General features: G+C 66.5%; 14 protein-coding genes. 7 read left to right on the top strand and 7 right to left on the bottom strand.

Annotation, left to right across the window (positions count from 1 at the left end; all coding sequences use genetic code 11):
- Positions 1-87: 87 nt before the first annotated feature.
- The 4 genes from CFB50_RS19130 to CFB50_RS19115 form a co-directional block, all read right to left on the bottom strand.
- Complete coding sequence (locus tag CFB50_RS19130; protein ID WP_069250536.1) at positions 88-492, bottom strand: peptide ABC transporter ATPase; 405 nt, start codon at positions 490-492, stop codon at positions 88-90.
- 268 nt (positions 493-760) lie between these two features.
- Positions 761-2,350, bottom strand: coding sequence for a DHA2 family efflux MFS transporter permease subunit (locus tag CFB50_RS19125; protein WP_069250535.1), 1,590 nt, complete (start codon positions 2,348-2,350; stop codon positions 761-763).
- Positions 2,347-3,465 (bottom strand): HlyD family secretion protein, encoded by a 1,119-nt coding sequence (locus CFB50_RS19120; RefSeq protein WP_069250534.1) that lies wholly within the window; start codon positions 3,463-3,465, stop codon positions 2,347-2,349. The genes CFB50_RS19125 and CFB50_RS19120 overlap by 4 nt, the downstream gene beginning before the upstream one ends.
- Before the next feature lie 59 nt (positions 3,466-3,524).
- Positions 3,525-4,943: an efflux transporter outer membrane subunit gene (locus CFB50_RS19115; RefSeq protein WP_231937878.1), complete on the bottom strand. Its 1,419-nt coding sequence runs from the start codon at positions 4,941-4,943 to the stop codon at positions 3,525-3,527.
- Between the two features lie 134 nt (positions 4,944-5,077).
- Here CFB50_RS19115 and CFB50_RS19110 point away from each other — a divergent pair, with 134 nt between their 5' ends.
- Positions 5,078-5,851: an AraC family transcriptional regulator gene (locus tag CFB50_RS19110; RefSeq protein WP_089448366.1), complete on the top strand. Its 774-nt coding sequence runs from the start codon at positions 5,078-5,080 to the stop codon at positions 5,849-5,851.
- A 112-nt stretch (positions 5,852-5,963) separates the two neighbouring features.
- The gene (locus tag CFB50_RS19105; RefSeq protein ID WP_089446882.1) at positions 5,964-7,019 is read left to right on the top strand and encodes a LysR family transcriptional regulator; all 1,056 of its coding nucleotides are present in this window, start codon (positions 5,964-5,966) and stop codon (positions 7,017-7,019) included.
- Here CFB50_RS19105 and leuA read toward each other — a convergent pair.
- Positions 6,937-8,646, bottom strand: a complete 1,710-nt coding sequence (gene leuA, locus CFB50_RS19100; RefSeq protein ID WP_179254248.1) for a 2-isopropylmalate synthase — start codon at positions 8,644-8,646, stop codon at positions 6,937-6,939. The two genes, CFB50_RS19105 and leuA, sit on opposite strands and share 83 nt — an antisense overlap.
- 767 nt (positions 8,647-9,413) lie before the next feature.
- On the opposite strand from leuA, the gene CFB50_RS19095 reads away from it, so the two are divergent.
- The 4 genes from CFB50_RS19095 (at position 9,414) to CFB50_RS19080 (ending at position 13,336) form a co-directional block, all read left to right on the top strand.
- Positions 9,414-10,619, top strand: coding sequence for an IS110 family transposase (locus tag CFB50_RS19095; RefSeq protein WP_069247589.1), 1,206 nt, complete (start codon positions 9,414-9,416; stop codon positions 10,617-10,619).
- Positions 10,620-11,051: 432 nt separating this feature from the next.
- Positions 11,052-11,441, top strand: a complete 390-nt coding sequence (locus CFB50_RS19090; protein ID WP_069250531.1) for a fucose-binding lectin II — start codon at positions 11,052-11,054, stop codon at positions 11,439-11,441.
- Between the two features lie 121 nt (positions 11,442-11,562).
- A complete protein-coding gene (locus tag CFB50_RS19085; RefSeq protein WP_089446880.1) occupies positions 11,563-12,402 on the top strand; it encodes a fucose-binding lectin II in 840 nt (279 codons plus the stop codon).
- 193 nt (positions 12,403-12,595) lie between these two features.
- Entirely contained in the window at positions 12,596-13,336 is a 741-nt protein-coding gene (locus tag CFB50_RS19080) for a fucose-binding lectin II (protein WP_089448365.1), read from the top strand.
- A 98-nt stretch (positions 13,337-13,434) separates the two neighbouring features.
- On the opposite strand, the gene CFB50_RS19075 is transcribed toward CFB50_RS19080, so the two are convergent.
- Positions 13,435-13,719: a DUF3144 domain-containing protein gene (locus CFB50_RS19075; protein WP_069250529.1), complete on the bottom strand. Its 285-nt coding sequence runs from the start codon at positions 13,717-13,719 to the stop codon at positions 13,435-13,437.
- A gap of 308 nt (positions 13,720-14,027) precedes the next feature.
- Between CFB50_RS19075 and CFB50_RS19070 the strand changes: the two genes are divergently transcribed.
- Complete coding sequence (locus CFB50_RS19070) at positions 14,028-14,867, top strand: AraC family transcriptional regulator (protein WP_089446879.1); 840 nt, start codon at positions 14,028-14,030, stop codon at positions 14,865-14,867.
- Between the two features lie 57 nt (positions 14,868-14,924).
- Here CFB50_RS19070 and CFB50_RS19065 read toward each other — a convergent pair whose 3' ends face one another.
- Positions 14,925-16,289: a M23 family metallopeptidase gene (locus CFB50_RS19065; protein ID WP_089446878.1), complete on the bottom strand. Its 1,365-nt coding sequence runs from the start codon at positions 16,287-16,289 to the stop codon at positions 14,925-14,927.
- Between the last annotated feature and the right edge of the window lie 128 nt (positions 16,290-16,417).

Here is a 16,417-nt window from a genome sequence, read left to right as displayed (position 1 = left end):
CCACCGCTTCACCATCAGACTGGTCCGAGCACTTCGTCGACCTTCCGGCTGGCCTGCGCCAATGTCGAGTGTCCCGCGCCGATTCGCTCAGGGACGCGACAGCACCAGCACGCGCCCGCCCACCCGATGCAGCTTGAGCCACCCCATGTCGGCGGTAAAACGCAGCTGCTGCAAGTTGAAATCGAACTGGGCTCGCTCGGCCGCCTTGATCACGGCATCGGCGATCCAGCGAATCAGCACCTTGCCCTCTTCGGTGGTCTGATGGCCGGTCTGGCCGCCGCAGAAATGGTGATTCCCTGCGTTGACCTGCATCTGCAGCTGCATCCAGTGGCCGGGCAGGCCCGGCAGGGTCCGGAACAAATCGGCCACGCGCTGCGTCGTCAAGCTGCGCGCCCACAGCGCGCTGTCACCGTCCGGCCGCTCCAGGTTGTGGCGATCCGCGGCCTGGGCCTGGCCCTTGATGTTGCCTTTCAGGGTGTCGGGTTTCGTCATGACGCTTTCCTCGCGATGGGCCCGGCGGCGGGCCGGTTGAATGGACAAGGACCACGGAGCGTGGTCGGCCCGAAACACGGGGCGGGTTCGATCGTGAAGCCACGGCCGCCACGAACGACAGGCCGACAGGACGCGTCGTGCCTGACCATACGGATCGCGCAATCGCCGCCGGACCGGTGCCCCGCCTGAGCCGGATGAACGATACGCCCATTGCAGGAATTCGACGCCTGTCAGCTATGTCAGGCCCGATATCGGCCATCCGTCCCCATCACACCTTCTTCCCCTTCAACACGAACGCCATCGCCGTACACCCCACCATCGCGACACCCGCGATGAGGAACGTATCGCTGTACGCCATCAGCAACGCCTCGCGCATCACGCGCTGGTTCAGGAGCGCGAGTGCCAGCTCGTGCACACCGCCGGTCGACGCACCCGGCAACGCATCGGCACGCGGTACGTGCACGCGCGACAGCAGCCGTGCCAGCATCGCCATGCGTTCCTGAAAGGCTTCCGAAAACGGCGAAACGGCCTCGCCGATCTGCATCGCATGCAGCTTCTGCCGCTCGACGACGATCTGGCTCGCCACCGCGATGCCGATCGCGCCGCCGACGTTGCGCACCATGTTGAACACGCCCGAGGCCGAACCGAGCTGCGCCTTCTCGATCCCGTCGACGGCCATCACCGACAGCGCGATCACGACCAGCGACTGCCCGATCCCGCGCACGACGAGCGACGGCACGATCACGTTCGACGCCGCGTCGTCGGTCAGGTGAATGTTCATCAGGCAACCGGCCGCGACGAGCGCGAAGCCGAGCACGATCGTCGCGCGCGGGCTCGTGCGGCGCATCAGCGGCGGCGTCAGGAACGACATCACGAACTGCACGAGCCCGTACGGGATCATCGCGAGGCCGATGTCGCGCGCGCTGTAGCCGTGCAGCTCGGCGAAGTAGTTCGGCACGAGAAACACGACGCCGAACACCACCGCGCCGAACAGGAACTGCATCAGGCTCGCGATCCCGAAGTTGTAGCGGCCGAGCAGCCGCAGGTTGATGAACGGCTCCTTGCGCCGCAGCTCGATCGCGACGAACGCGACGAGCCCCGCCGCCGCGACGATCGACAGTTCGACGATCAGGTCGGACGCGAACCAGTCCTTGCGCCCGCCTTCCTCCAGCACGATCTGCAGCGCACTGAGGCCGAGCGCCATGGTCGCGATCCCGAACCAGTCGGCCTGGCGCAGCTTCGACAACTGGACGGGCACCGGGCGGATCGCCCACGCGATCGCCGCGATCAGCGCGATCGCGGGCGGAATCTGCAGGTAGAAGATCCAGCGCCACGAATACATGTCGGTGAGCCAGCCGCCGAGCGACGGGCCGGCCGCCTGCGCGACGTTGTTCGCCACCGCGAACAGCGCCATGCCGAGCGGATGCTTCGACGGTGGCAGCTCGGTGACGATCAACTGGAACGACAGCGGAATCAGCACGCCGCCGAACGCGCCCTGCAACGCGCGCGCGACGATTATCGACGAGATGGTCGGCGCGACCGAGCACGCGATCGAAAACGCAAGAAACCCCGTTGCGCCGACGAGCAGCACGCGGCGCGCGGAGAACACCTGCACGAGCCAGCCGGTGAGCGGAATCACGACGATCTCGGCCACGAGGTATGCGGTCGAGATCCACGAGCCTTCCTCGAAACTCGCCCCCAACGACCCGCGAATGTCGGGCAGCGACGCGTTCGTCACGTGCACGTTCATCCCCGCCATGAAGCAGCCGAACACGCCGCCGAGCACCGCGACCCACGCGCGCAGCGAAACGGTTTCGTCGTGCGCGGCCTGCGCAGCCTGCCCGGTTGCGGCGGTCACGATCCGGCTCCCGGCGCGCCGCGCGTATCGACGCGCGCGATCACCGACATGCCGGGCCGCAGCACGAGGCCCGACGGCGGCGCATCGAGGCGGATCTTCACCGGCACGCGCTGCACGATCTTCGTGAAATTGCCGGTCGCGTTGTCGGGCGGCAGCAGCGCGAATTCGGCACCCGAGCCCGGTGCGAGCCCGAGCACGCGGCCATGCAGCGTGTGGCCCGAGTAGGTATCGACGTCGATCTCGACCGGCTGCCCGTCATGCATCGCGCCGAGCTGAGTCTCCTTGAAGTTCGCGACGACGTACACGTCGCGCAGCGGCACGACCGCGAGCAGCGGCATCCCGACCTCGACGTACTGGCCCGCGCGCACCGCACGCTGGCCGATCGTGCCGTCGCGGGTCGCGCGGATCACCGTATGCTCGAGATCCAGCTGCGCCAGCGCGAGCTTCGCGCGGGACGCCGCGAGCCGAGCACGCGCCTGCTCGATCGCGGCCGTGCTTTGCGCGCGGCGGCGGCGCAGCACCGTCTGCTGGTCGTCCTGCGCGCGCACGGCCGCACTCGCGCGGGCCAGTTCCGCGCGCGCCTTCAGCGCATCGGCGTGCGCCTGTTCCCAGCGCTGCCCGCTGGCAGCCGATTCGGCAAGCAGTTGCCGGTAGCGCACCGCATCGGCATCGCGCCGCGCGGCTTCGGCACGCGCGGCCGCCGCATTGGCCTGCGCCTGCTCGATCACGCTGCGCTGCTGGCCGACCTGCGCGTCGAGCGTCGCGGCGGCGGCTTCCTCGGCCTGCAGCGTCGCTTCGGCCGCGGCGACAGCCGCCTGCGCATCGTCGAGCTTCGCGCGATAGTCGCGATCGTCGAGCGTGACGAGCACGTCGCCACGCTTCACGGGCTGGTTGTCGTCGACCGCCACGCGTGCGACATAGCCCGCCACGCGCGGGCTGACGGTCACGATATCGGCGCGCACGTACGCATCGTCGGTATGCTCGATGAAGCGGCCGACCGTCCACCAGCGCCAGCCGAACCCGGCCAGCACGATGACGGTGATGAAGGCGCCGGCGGCAATCCAGTGGCGCCGCGCGAAACGGGCGGATTTCTCGGGTACGGCTGTGGTGCTCATGATCGGAATCGGAATGGTTGTGTGCGTGCGAATGGACGTGCGGATTCACGAACGGCCGGCTAAGGCTGCCAGCCGCCCCCCAGTGCCTTGAAGACGGCCACCTGATCGAGCGCGACCTGCTGCGTCGACGCGGCCAGTGCGGCATCGACCGCGACGAGGCTGCGCTGCGCGTCGAGCACGCCGAGAAAATCCAGCGCGCCCGCGTCGTAGTTCAGTTCGGCGAGCCGGTAAGCGCGCGCGTGCTCGGCGCGCGCGGTGTCGAGTGCGGCCTTGCGACGCCACTCGGCGCCATAGCGGGCGAGCGCCTGCTCGGTTTCCTTCAGTGCGCGCAGCACCTGCGCATCGAACGACGCGCGCGCGGCGGTATCGTCCGCGCGAGCCTGCGCGAGTTGCGCGCGGCTCGCCGCGAGATTCGGAAAACGCCACGTAATCAGCGGCCCGACGCCCCACGCGATCGCGTACTTGTCGCCGAGCGACGACGGATCGCCGGTCGTCGACAGCCAGTTCACCGACCCGCCGAGCACGATCGACGGGTACAGCTCGGCCGTCGCGACGCCGATCCGTGCGTTCGACGCGGCGAGCCGGCGCTCGCTTTCGCGCAGGTCGGGCCGGCGCCGGAGCAGCGCGGCACCGTCGCCGACCGGAAACGGTCGCGCCAGCGCCGGCGTCGCGTGGCAGCGCGCGGCCGCGTCGGGAATCGCACCGGGTGCGTGCCCGGTCAGCACGGCGAGTTCATACAACGCGGCGCGGCGTGCGCCTGCGAGCGCGGGCAGTTCGGCGCGCGTATCGTCGGCAAATGCACGCGAGCGCGCGACTTCGAGATCGGACACGAGACCGTGCGCACGTTGCCGTGCAGTCAGCGTGGCGAGGCGCTCGGCGATCGCGACCGAGCGCTCGGCCACGTCGATCCGCTCGCCATACGCGCATGCCTGCGCATAGGCGGCCGTCGTCTCGGCGGCCACCGCGACGCGCATCGCATCCGACGCCGCCTGCACGGCCTCCGAATCGGCACGCGCGGCATCGACGAGATGGCCGACACGCCCCCACAGATCGACTTCCCACGACAACGCGAACGACGGCGAGTAACCCCAGCGCATCCGCGCATCGGTGCCCTTCGCGCTCGCGACGATCTGGTCGGGCGCGTGCTTGCCGTAGTCGACGCCGAAGCCGGCTGTCGTATCGGGCAACCGCGCGGCGCCCGCTTCGTCGAGCACGGCCCGCGCCCGCGCGACACGTGCCGCAGCCACCGCGAGATCGCGGTTCTGCGCGAGCGCTTCGCGCACGAGTGCGTCGAGCGTCGGATCGTCGAACAGCTGCCACCAGCGATCGGGCAACGCGCCGCCGGACGCGACGGGTGCGTCGGCCGCCGCGTCGAACGGCGCCGTGCGCGCCGCATCGGCCGCGGGTGGACGGTACGGATCGCCGACCGAACAGGCGGCAAGCGTCGCGGCGCTCAGCAGCGCGATGGCAACGGACAAACGGAACGAAACCGGAGGAAATGACGAGGCGCGCATCGTGCAATGGCTGTCGAACAAACGATGGGCCTATGGTAATTTCGACCCATTCGGTCGATCTCGCGCGCAAAGCGCATTCGTCGTCGAGAAAAGGACACGTGGATCAATTTTTCAGTGCGCTCGAGCGCAAGGACAAGCACAAGCAGATCGCCGTCGTCGCGTCCGACGCGGCGACCGGCAGCGCGTATCCACCGCATTCGCATCGACATGGCCAGTTGATTCACGCGATTTCCGGCGTGATGATCGTGCATGCGGATGCCGGCAGCTGGGTCGTGCCGACGGGGCGCGCGGTGTGGGTGCCGGGCGGCACCCGGCACGAGATCCGGATGGCCGGCGACGTGCAGATGCGCACGGTGTTCGTCGCGCACGAAGTGCGGCCGAGCCTGCCGCGCGAATGCCGCGTGATCGAGGTCGGCACGTTGCTGCGCGAGCTGATCGTGACCGCGTGCGAACTGCCGGCCGATTACGACCTCGCGCATCGCGCGGGCCGCGTGCTCGCGCTGATCCTCGACGAAATCGAGATCGCGCCGCTGCTGTCGCTGCATGTACCGATGCCGCGGCATCCGGCGCTCGCCGCGCTGTGCACGCGGCTCATCAACGAACCGTCTTCAGTCGTCACGCTGCAGTCGTGGGCGCGCGACGCGCACATGAACGAGCGCACGCTCGCGCGCACCTTCAAGCGTGAAACGGGCATGACGCACGGTGCGTGGTGCCGCCACGCGCGCCTGCTGCTGAGCCTGCCGCGCCTGGCCGCCGGCACGCCGATCCTCGAACTCGCGCTCGAACACGGCTACGACAGCCCCAGCGCGTTCGCGGCGATGTTCCGCAAGGCACTCGGCGTGCCGCCGAGCGAATACTTCTCGCGACGCTGAACCGGTCTGTCCGTTTCGCGACGATCGAGCGCTGCCGTGCGCGCGCGGCGCGACAGCCCGCTCGCTACAGTAGCGGCATCGCACGACACTGGCGTCACGCGCCCGCCCGCCGATGGATCTGATTCAAAGCATGCAGGTTTTTGTCACGCTCGCCGACGCGGGGACTTTCACCGAGACCGGCAAGCGGCTCAACCTTACGACCGCGCAGGTCAGCCGCACGATCGCGTCGCTCGAAGCGCATCTCGGCATCCGGCTGCTGAACCGCACGACGCGCTCGATGTGCCTGACCGAAGCCGGCGAACGCTATCTCGCGCGGGCACGCGACATCACGCTTGCCGTCGATGCGAGCGAACGCGAAGCGCGCGGCGCACAGCTGCATCCGCACGGCCGGCTGCGCGCGCACTGCAGCGCCAGCATCGCGAACCGTTTCGTGATTCCGCTCGTCGCGCGCTTCCAGACCCGCTATCCGGACGTCAGCGTCGACCTGACGCTCGCGCCGCAGGTGCCGGACCTGATCCGCGACAGCTACGACGTCGCGGTGATCGCGATGCCGAGCCTGCCGAGTTCCGATCAGGTCGCGATCGACGTCGGGCGGATCGGCAGCGTGCTGTGCGCTGCGCCCGCGTATATCGCGCGGCACGGAATGCCGGACACGCCGCGCGCGCTTGCGCGGCATCGCTGCCTGCAACTGGTCGCACCCGCCTACCCGGCGCGCGAATGGACGCTGACGTGCGGTGCGGATTCGGAAACGGTCGCGTTCGAGCCGACGATGACGGCCGACGTCGCGGCATCGCTCGAGATCGCGGTACGGGAAGGGGCGGGAATCGGCCTGCTGCCGGCGTTCGTCGCGGACGACGGGCTGCGTTCAGGCGCGCTGGTGCACGTGCTGCCCGACTATCGGGCTGAAGACGTGGGCGTGTTTCTGGTGTATCCGTCGCGCAAGCATCTCGACGCGAAGATGCGCGCGTGGGTGGATTTCATGAAGGCGGAACTGCGTGCCGCGCTCGCCGGACCGTGCGGCGGCAACCGCACGGACGACGACGCAGCCGCGCCGGACACCCCCGGCGCGGCCGCCAGGCCCCCGCTTACGCGACAGCCTTCACCGCCGGCTGTACCCCAAAAAACGTCGCCTGCGCCGCCTCGTCCGCGCGCGCATACGCACGGTTGATACCGCTGATCACCGCACGGATCGACGCGGTCGTCAGGTTCGCATCGATGCCGACGCCGAACGCGCTGCCGCGCACGCCCGTGCCGGCCAGCTCGGCGATCGCAATCGCCTTCGCATCGGCACCCTGCGACAACGCGCGCTCCTCGTAGTGCTGGATCCGCAGCGGCGTACGCAACGCATGCATCAGCGCATCGAGCGGGCCATTGCCTTCACCGCGCAGCACGCGGCGCTCGCCGTGCACGTCGGCGGTCAGCACGATCGTCTCGCGGCCGTCGCGCTCGGTCAGTTCATGGCCGACATAACGCAGCGGCGCATCGCCTTCGACGTATTCCTGCTGGAACAGCGACCAGATCTGCGCGCTCGTCACTTCGAGCCCACTGTCGTCGGTCAGGCGCTGCACGGCCGCGCTGAAATCGACCTGCAGGCGGCGCGGCAGCGCGACGCCATAGCTCTGCTCGAGCAGGTAAGCGATACCGCCCTTGCCCGACTGGCTGTTCACGCGAATGATCGAGTCGTACGTGCGGCCGACATCGCTCGGATCGATCGGCAGGTACGGCATTTCCCACAGGGCATCGGGGCGCTGCACCGCGAAGCCCTTCTTGATCGCGTCCTGGTGCGAGCCGGAGAACGCGGTGAACACCAGGTCGCCGACATACGGATGGCGCGGGTGGATCGGCAACTGCGTGCATTCCTCGGCCGTGCGCGCGACTTCGTTGATCTGCGAGAAATCGAGACCCGGATCGACGCCCTGCGAGTACAGGTTCAGCGCGAGCGTGACGAGATCGACGTTACCGGTGCGCTCGCCGTTGCCGAACAGGCAGCCCTCGATCCGGTCCGCGCCGGCCATCACCGCGAGTTCGGCCGCCGCGACCGCGGTGCCGCGGTCGTTGTGCGGATGCACGGACACGATCAGCGCGTCGCGGCGCGCGAGGTTGCGGTGCATCCATTCGATCTGGTCCGCGTAGCAGTTCGGCGTGCCGACTTCGACGGTGGCCGGCAGGTTCACGATCGACTTGCGCTCGGGCGTCGGCTGCCACACGTCGAACACGGCGTCGCAGACTTCCTTCGCGAAATCGAGTTCGGTCGCCGTGAAGGTTTCCGGGCTGTATTGCAGCGTGAAATGCGTGTCGGTCGCGGTGTCGGCGAAGCGCTTGATCGTGCGCGCGGCGTTCACCGCGAGCGTCTTCACGCCGTCGCGGTCGAGGCCGAACACGATCTTGCGGAATTCCGGCGCGGTCGCGTTGTACAGGTGCACGATCGCGCGCTTCGCGCCGCGCAGCGAGTCGAACGTGCGCTCGATCAGGTCGTCGCGCGCCTGCGTGAGCACTTCGATCGTCACGTCGTCGGGAATGTGGCCGCCTTCGATCAGCTCGCGCACGAAGTTGAAGTCGGTCTCGGACGCCGACGGGAACGCAACCTCGATCTCCTTGAAACCGATCGCGACCAGCGTCTTGAACATCCGCATCTTGCGCGCGGCGTCCATCGGCTCGAACAGCGCCTGGTTGCCGTCGCGGAGGTCGGTGCTCATCCAGATCGGCGCCTTCGTGATCGTGCGCGACGGCCACGTGCGGTCGGGCAGGTTGACAGGCGTGAACGGTCGGTACTTCGTCGCGGGGTTCTTCAGCATCATGATGTTCGGTCCTCGGTCTGTTTATCGGTGAAGCGCGGCGCGGCAGCCATCGTCGGCAGAAGCCGGCTGCACGCACAGCGGTAAAAACGGCAAGAAAGCGGCACAACGGCAAAGCGGTACGGCGAACGACAGCCTTGGCGGTTGAGCGACCGGGACGGAGCGGAGTGGTGACGGAAGAAAGACGAACTCAGGCGCCGGTCGACAACCGGGGCCAGGTCAGTGATGCGGGGGAAATCTGGCGCTTCAGGAAAGAAGCAGATGGAAAGCGCGCAGCCGCAGACCCAGCCCGGAGAAACGGGCTAGTAGTCGTAGCGAGAAGAGGGGCTGGGCGGCTTGCATGGCCGAAATCAAATCACAGGGGGATGGGGGTTGTCAACGGGCTGGGCGCACATGGCGCCGAATTCGATCGTTCAGAATCAGTCCCGTCCGATAGGCGGCGCGCCGCCCCGTCGATATGCTTCATGGGTGCGGCGCCGGTGAGGCCCCTGTTCACGTTCGGAGTGAGTTGGTCTACGTACTTCGCCGGTTGCCGCACCCGTTACTATCTTCACGCCCCGATAATCGGGGCTTTGGCCAGCCAGACCCGGCATGATTCCCGCCCCCAGTCGCAGTCATGATCCGGGGGGTGTTGTCACCGGGTCTGGTGGGTGGCTGGTGATCGCTGATAGGGGTTTGGCCGGGATTTCCCGACGCCGTCCGTAACGTGGATGCCGAGACTTGCCACCGTTGTTGCAGGCCAATCCGTTCACTCTGCTCATACTTCGATGCAAGACACTCAACAACATGGCGCCGTCGATGTCTTCGTCGGCGTTGATGTCGGTAAAGGCCAGCATCATGCCGTCGCGCTCGACCGGAACGGCAAGCGCCTTTACAACAAGGCGCTACCCAACGACGAGGTCAAGCTGCGAGCCCTCATCACCGAGCTCAAGACTCACGGTCGACTGTTGTTCGTCGTCGATCAACCGTCCACCATCGGCGCGCTTCCTGTAGCCGTCGCCCGTGCTGAAGGCGTCCTCGTCGCCTATCTGCCGGGACTGGCCATGCGTCGCATCGCCGACCTACATGCAGGCGAAGCCAAGACCGATGCCCGCGATGCCGCGATCATTGCCGAGGCCGCTCGCTCGATGCCGCACACACTACGCTCGCTTCGGTTGGCAGACGAGCAACTCGCCGAACTCACCATGCTGTGCGGCTTCGACGACGATCTCGCGTCTCAGGTCACTCAAACCAGCAACCGCATTCGCGGCCTGCTCACCCAGATCCATCCGGCGCTCGAGCGCGTTCTCGGACCGCGCCTCGACCATCCGGCGGTGCTCGATCTGCTTGAGCGCTACCCCTCGCCAGCCGCGCTTGCCGCAACTAGCGAGAAGACGCTCGCCAACCGCCTGACCAAGCTCGCGCCTCGCATGGGCAAGAACTTAGCGGCCGAAATCGTTCAAGCGCTGAGCGAGCAAGCCGTGATCGTACCCGGCACGCAGGCTGCCACCATCGTCATGCCCCGCTTGGCCCAGCAACTCGCCGCCTTGCGCAAGCAGCGTGACGAAATCGCCGCCGAAGTTGAGCGGCTGGTGCATGCTCACCCTCTTTGGCCGGTCCTGACCAGCATGCCGGGAGTCGGCGTCAGGACCGCCGCCAGACTCCTGACCGAAGTCGCCCATAAAGCCTTCGCCTCGGCTGCTCATCTCGCGGCCTACGCTGGCCTCGCGCCGGTCACCCGGCGCTCAGGCTCGTCGATCCGAGGCGAACATCCATCCAGACGCGGCAACAAGGTGCTCAAGCGCGCCTTGTTCCTCTCCGCCTTCGCGGCATTGCGGGATCCTGTCTCGCGGGCTTACTACGCGCGCAAGATCCAGCAGGGCAAGCGCCACAACCAGGCACTCATCGCGCTGGCACGGCGACGCTGCGACGTCCTGTTCGCCATGCTGCGCGACGGCACCATTTACCAACCCAAGTCAGCCCCTAACGCTTGACGAAAGACATAGGGGCACCCTCCTGTTGCAATCAATCGGGTTTCGGTGTGGGCGTTCGGTGGTGGCCGGTGGGCGCGGCCACGACAGAGAAAGATGGTGTTGAAACGCTAACGCTGCCATATGCGAACGCCGAGGGTCCGCGCCGAAGCCCGATTGCCCCCGCCTCCCTGCCCGCTCCGCCAGCGCAACCGCGCATCGTTCAGAAAATCGATACACCCGTCGATATAATTTCCCGAATATATCGAAATATCAACCATTAAAGACATTTCATTAAATCGATTAACATAGATTTTCGATTTACTGAACAATAGCCATTCCTCATCGAATATTTTTTTATTTATTTTTCGGCATGCTCGATTCATCGCGTTTCAAACGGCAAACGTTTGCACGACACAACTCGAAGCCTTACCCATCATTCCTCAGGAGGAAAGCATGACCGATTCTCAAACGTCATCCAATCGCGCCGGCGAGTTTTCGATTCCGCCGAATACCGATTTCCGCGCGATTTTCTTCGCGAATGCCGCCGAGCAGCAGCACATCAAGCTGTTTATCGGCGACAGCAAGGAACCCGCCGCGTATCACAAGCTGACGACGCGCGACGGCCCGCGTGAAGCGACGCTGAATTCCGGCAACGGCAAGATCCGCTTCGAAGTGTCGGTGAACGGCAAGCCGTCGGCCACCGACGCGCGCCTCGCACCGATCAACGGCAAGAAATCGGACGGCTCGCCGTACACGGTCAATTTCGGGATCGTCGTGTCGGAAGACGGTCACGACAGCGACTACAACGACGGCATCGTCGTGCTCCAGTGGCCGATCGGCTGACCTGACGCGCACCTGACGACTCCCCCCGCCGGCCGCCTCAGGGCCGGCCGGCGGTTGCGCGCCGCCTTCAGCGGCACCTCCCTCCTTTGCATCGAAACCCGCCCTACCAACGGAGACATCCATGCCCCTCCTTTCGGCTTCGATCGTCAGCGCACCCGTGGCGACCTCGGAAACCTACGTCGACATCCCGGGCCTGTACATCGACATCGCCAAGGCAGAGATTCGAGACGGGAAACTGCAGGTCATCCTCAACGTGCCGACGCCGTACGCGACCGGCAACAACTTCCCCGGCATCTATTTCGCGATCGCCACCAACAAGGGCGTCGTCGCGGACGGCTGCTTCACCTATTCGTCGAAAGTGCCCGAATCCACCGGGCGCATGCCGTTCACGCTCGTCGCGACGATCGACGTCGGCACCGGCGTCACGTTCGTGAAGGGCCAGTGGAAAAGCGTGCGCGGCAGCGCGATGCATATCGATTCGTACGCGAGCCTGTCCGCGATCGGCGATACAGCCGCGCAATCGTCGTCCGGCGGCGGCAGCGGCGAAACCGGCGCGGGCGGCAACTCGGGCGGCACAGGCGGCACGGGTAGCGGCACGATCGGCGGCGGCGGCGAACGCGACGGCACGTTCAACCTGCCGCCGAACATCAAGTTCGGTGTCACCGCGCTCACCAACGCGGCGAACGACCAGACGATCGACATCTACGTCGACGACAACCCGAAACCGGTCGCCACGTTCAAGGGCGCCGGCGTGCACGACCAGAACCTCGGCACCAAGGTGCTCGACTCCGGCAAGGGGCGCGTGCGCGTGATCGTGATGGCGAACGGCAAGCCGTCGCGGCTCGGCTCGCGGCAGGTCGATCTCTTCAAGAAGTCGTACTTCGGGATCGTCGGCTCGGAAGACGGCGCCGACGACGACTACAACGACGGCATCGTGTTCCTGAACTGGCCGCTGGGCTAAGCACGATGACGCGCGGCGCGGCAGGCAGCGCGCGCCGTCGTCGAATCCGCAATGGCGACGGGCCGACCCCACATTGCGAACCGATTCATTCGAGCAGTCAGTCGTAGTTCCACTGCTGTACTCCGTGCGCGACAACGGCGAAATCCATTCACCGGCCGCGCAACGCGAGACCTTTCATCGAGACGAGGACGACATGTCACAACCGTTTACCCATGACGATCTGTACGCCCTGCTGCAACTCGCCGGCAACGATGCCACCGCCGTCCAGGCGAACGGCGACCAGGCGGTGCTCGACCGCATGCGCCAGTTCATGACCGCGCAGCTCGTGGAAAAGCTGCCGCAATACGATGTGTTCGTCGACATCGCGACGATCCCGTACAGCTTCGACGTCGGCAGCTGGCAGAACAAGGTGAAGGCCGATGCGGCCGGGCAGGTGGTCGCCTGCACGGTGACGTGGGCCGGTGCGCCCGGCGTGCTGCCCGGCGCCGCGGCGAAGTTCGGCGTCGGCGCGGTGGTCAATTACTTCTCGAAAGCCACGCCGCAGCCGCAACCCACGCAGCCGGATCCCACGACGACCGGCGGCGGCGAACGCGACGGCGTCTTCAACCTGCCGCCGAACATCGCGTTCGGCGTGACCGCGCTGGTCAATTCGTCGGCGCAGCAGACGATCGAGGTGTTCGTCGACGACAACGCGAAACCGGCCGCGACGTTCCAGGGCGCCGGCACGCAGGACGCGAACCTGAACACGCAGATCGTGAACTCCGGCAAGGGGAAGGTGCGCGTGGTCGTGACGGCGAACGGCAAGCCGTCGAAGATCGGCTCGCGTCAGGTCGACATCTTCAAGAAGACCTACTTCGGCCTGGTCGGGTCGGAAGACGGAACGGACGGTGACTACAACGACGGCATCGCGATCCTGAACTGGCCGCTGGGTTAAGCAGCGCGACCGTGCCCCTTCGCCACGCCGCCCGGCGTGGCGATTCATTTCAACGCGCATGCTCGTCTCTTCCGCCACGCGCGACAGCCCTGATACCTTCAGTTCGGTCGCATGTAACGATCGAAATTGTTGATGTATTCGTCAAGGTGGAGTTCCAGTGCCTTCCTGTATTCATCGCAGAAATACTGGATCGTTTCTTCCCGCATCGCTGCCATGTCCGCACCGGACCCATGGCCGGATGCACTGAGCCATGCGTTGAATCGTGCGGTCGCATACATCATCGACGCACTGACTTTGCCGCGACTCGGCGCTTTTTGAAGCTGCTCGTTCGATAGCTCGATGTGCTCGTCTGCACGAGCATGGAAATTTTCGTCGACGTCCATGGCTTATGCACTGCGCGTTAAGTGAAAGTCCTTGTCCGGCATTTCAGGGGACTGCGCCCGTTGCGGTTCGGATCTTCTCGAACCGCTTCGGGGTCGACAGGTGGGCACCGAGGCGCGCGATCGTCGACGCGAATGACCACTCGAACGACGATTGCGACGAAGGCATCGTGTTCCCGAACCGGCCACCGAGTCAAGGTCGGCATCCTGCCTTCCGCCGTCACGCCGCCCCGCGCGGCGATCCGCAAGAACGATCAAATGCCCCCTCCGCCGATACCATATAGTCCGCTCGACACCCTCATTGGAACGCTATGAACCCGGTAGGACATGCACTCTGGTTTATCGAAACCAAACTGGACCGCGAACTGACGCTCGACAGGATTTCCGCCAATTGCGACATGACGCGCTTCGGCTTCTCGCGCCTGTTCTCGATGAATACCGGCTGGCCAGTGATGCGCTATGTCCGGTCGAGGCGGCTGACGCGTGCGGCACACACGTTGGCGCAAGGCGCGCCGGACATCCTGCAGGTGGCGCTCGATGCCGGCTATGGCTCGCATGAGGCGTTCACGCGCGCCTTCCGCGATTGCTTCGGCATCACGCCCGAGGACGTGCGGGCACGGCGCACTCTCGACGGATTGTCTCTTGTGGAGCCGCTACGCATGAAAGAACTGAAACTCATCGACGTTGCACCATCACGCTTCGAAGCCGCCGGAAAACGGCTGATCGCCGGCATGAGCGACCGGTACACCTTCGAAACCAACGAAGGCATTCCGGCGCTGTGGCAAGCGTTCATCCCATACATCGGTACCATTCCCGGCCAGGTCGACGACGTGACCTACGGCGTGTGCTGCAACCCGGATGCGGATGGCAGCTTCGAATACATCGCGGGAGTGGAAGTCACCCACCGCGACCGGTTGCCCGCGCCCTTTCGTTGCGTCGAACTCGAACCACAGCAGTATGCGGTCTTCGAACACAGTGGGCACATCTCCACGCTGCACCAGACGTTCTACAGCATCTGGAACGGCTGGCTGCCGACGTCCGGATTCAAGGCGGTCGACGCGCCCGAGTTCGAGCGCTACAGCGCGGACTACGATCCGGTGACGGGCGCCGGCGTGCTGGAAATCTGGCTGCCGGTCGAACCTGCTGCGTAAGCGGTTTGCCCTGATCGGCCACGACGGGGCGCGTCGCGGCCGGCACCTCGCCAACCGTCAACCGGCCCGAGATCCGGCAGGCTCCGACATCACAACCGGCTGCGACCACTCAACCGACGCCAGGCGCGTGCGTGCATCGAGCACCACGCGATTGAACGCCACGCGTCGCTCACCCTTCAGCTTCGCTGCCTTGCCCGCCTGTACCAGCGCGACCGGGTCGACGAGACGGGCATGCCGCCGAACCTCGAAGTGCAGATGCGGCCCGGTGGCCGTACCCGTGCTGCCGACCGCGCCGACACGCTGGCCGCGCACGACCCGCATGCCGGTTCGCAGCGTCGGCTCGAATGCCGACAGGTGCGCGTAGTACGACGCATAGCCGCCGTCATGACGAATCACCACGTACTTGCCGTAGCCGCGCGGCTCGGTGCCGATGAACGTGACGACGCCGCGCTCCGACGCATGAACCGCACGCCCGGCCGGCGCCGCGAGATCGACGCCGGAATGCACATGGCGCGCGCCGGTGACCGGATGCACGCGCGTACCGAAATGCGAGCTGATCCGCTTTGCGCTGACCGGCATCGCAAACCGCGCGCCGGCGAGCGGCACGCCGTCGAGGTCGTAATAGGCGCCCGGCGAGCCGGCATCGGGCGCAAACCACACGGCCGCGACGTGCTCGCCGCGCAAGCGAAGCTCGAGCGCCGTCATGCGCACGCCGCCCGGCAGCTTCGCGTTGCCGTCGGGTTCGTAGACGACGCGGAACGTGTCGCCGAGTGCACCGCGCTGTTTCAGGTCGATGCGACCGGCGAGCATGCGGGTGATCTGCGCGGCAACGCCGGCCGGCAGATCCGCACGCGCCAGCGACGCCTGCAGGCTGCCGACGATCGCGCCGCCACGCGCGCCGCGCTCGGCTTGCGCGAACACGAACGGCTCGGCGGCGGCAAGATCGACGGGACGCCGTTCGAACGCAGCCTGCTCGCCCGCGACGGGCAACGCCGACGCAAGACCGTAATCGAACCTCGATGCGTACGCGCGCTCGACCGCCCCGCGCGCCGCATCGCACAACACACGGTAAGCCACGCAGGCACCGAAGCGCGCCACGGGGTCGTCGCGTTCGCCGGCCGTCGGCACGGTCAACGCATGCGACGTGTAGGCAACGTCGAGCGGCGCGGCCGTCGAGGCGTGCAAACCGCCCCACGTCGTGCGCGCGGCATTGAAAAAAGGCACGTCGACAAGGTCGGCCATCACGGGCGAAAACGGCGCGGCGTCGTGCGACGCATGTGCCACCACACCCGGTGCGCCGGCCACACAGGCCGCCGCGATGACACCGCGCAGCAGCGCGCGGCGCACCGGGAAACCGTGAACGCCGCGCCGTGCGGGTTGACCTTGTTCGCGTGCGAGACGGAAACGCAGGTCTAACCGCATGACGTCGTCACTCGCTGTCTGTCAGTGAAAAATCGGGAAAGAACCGGGTATCGCGGAGGAATGATCGTCGCGACCCGGCAACGTGAAAACGAGTGTAGCGGCGCGATCGACGCGGCTGAATAAGACTA

Source organism: Burkholderia sp. AU33423 (assembly GCF_002223135.1).
Lineage (GTDB): Bacteria > Pseudomonadota > Gammaproteobacteria > Burkholderiales > Burkholderiaceae > Burkholderia > Burkholderia lata_D.
This window is presented reverse-complemented; position numbering and strand designations above follow the sequence as displayed.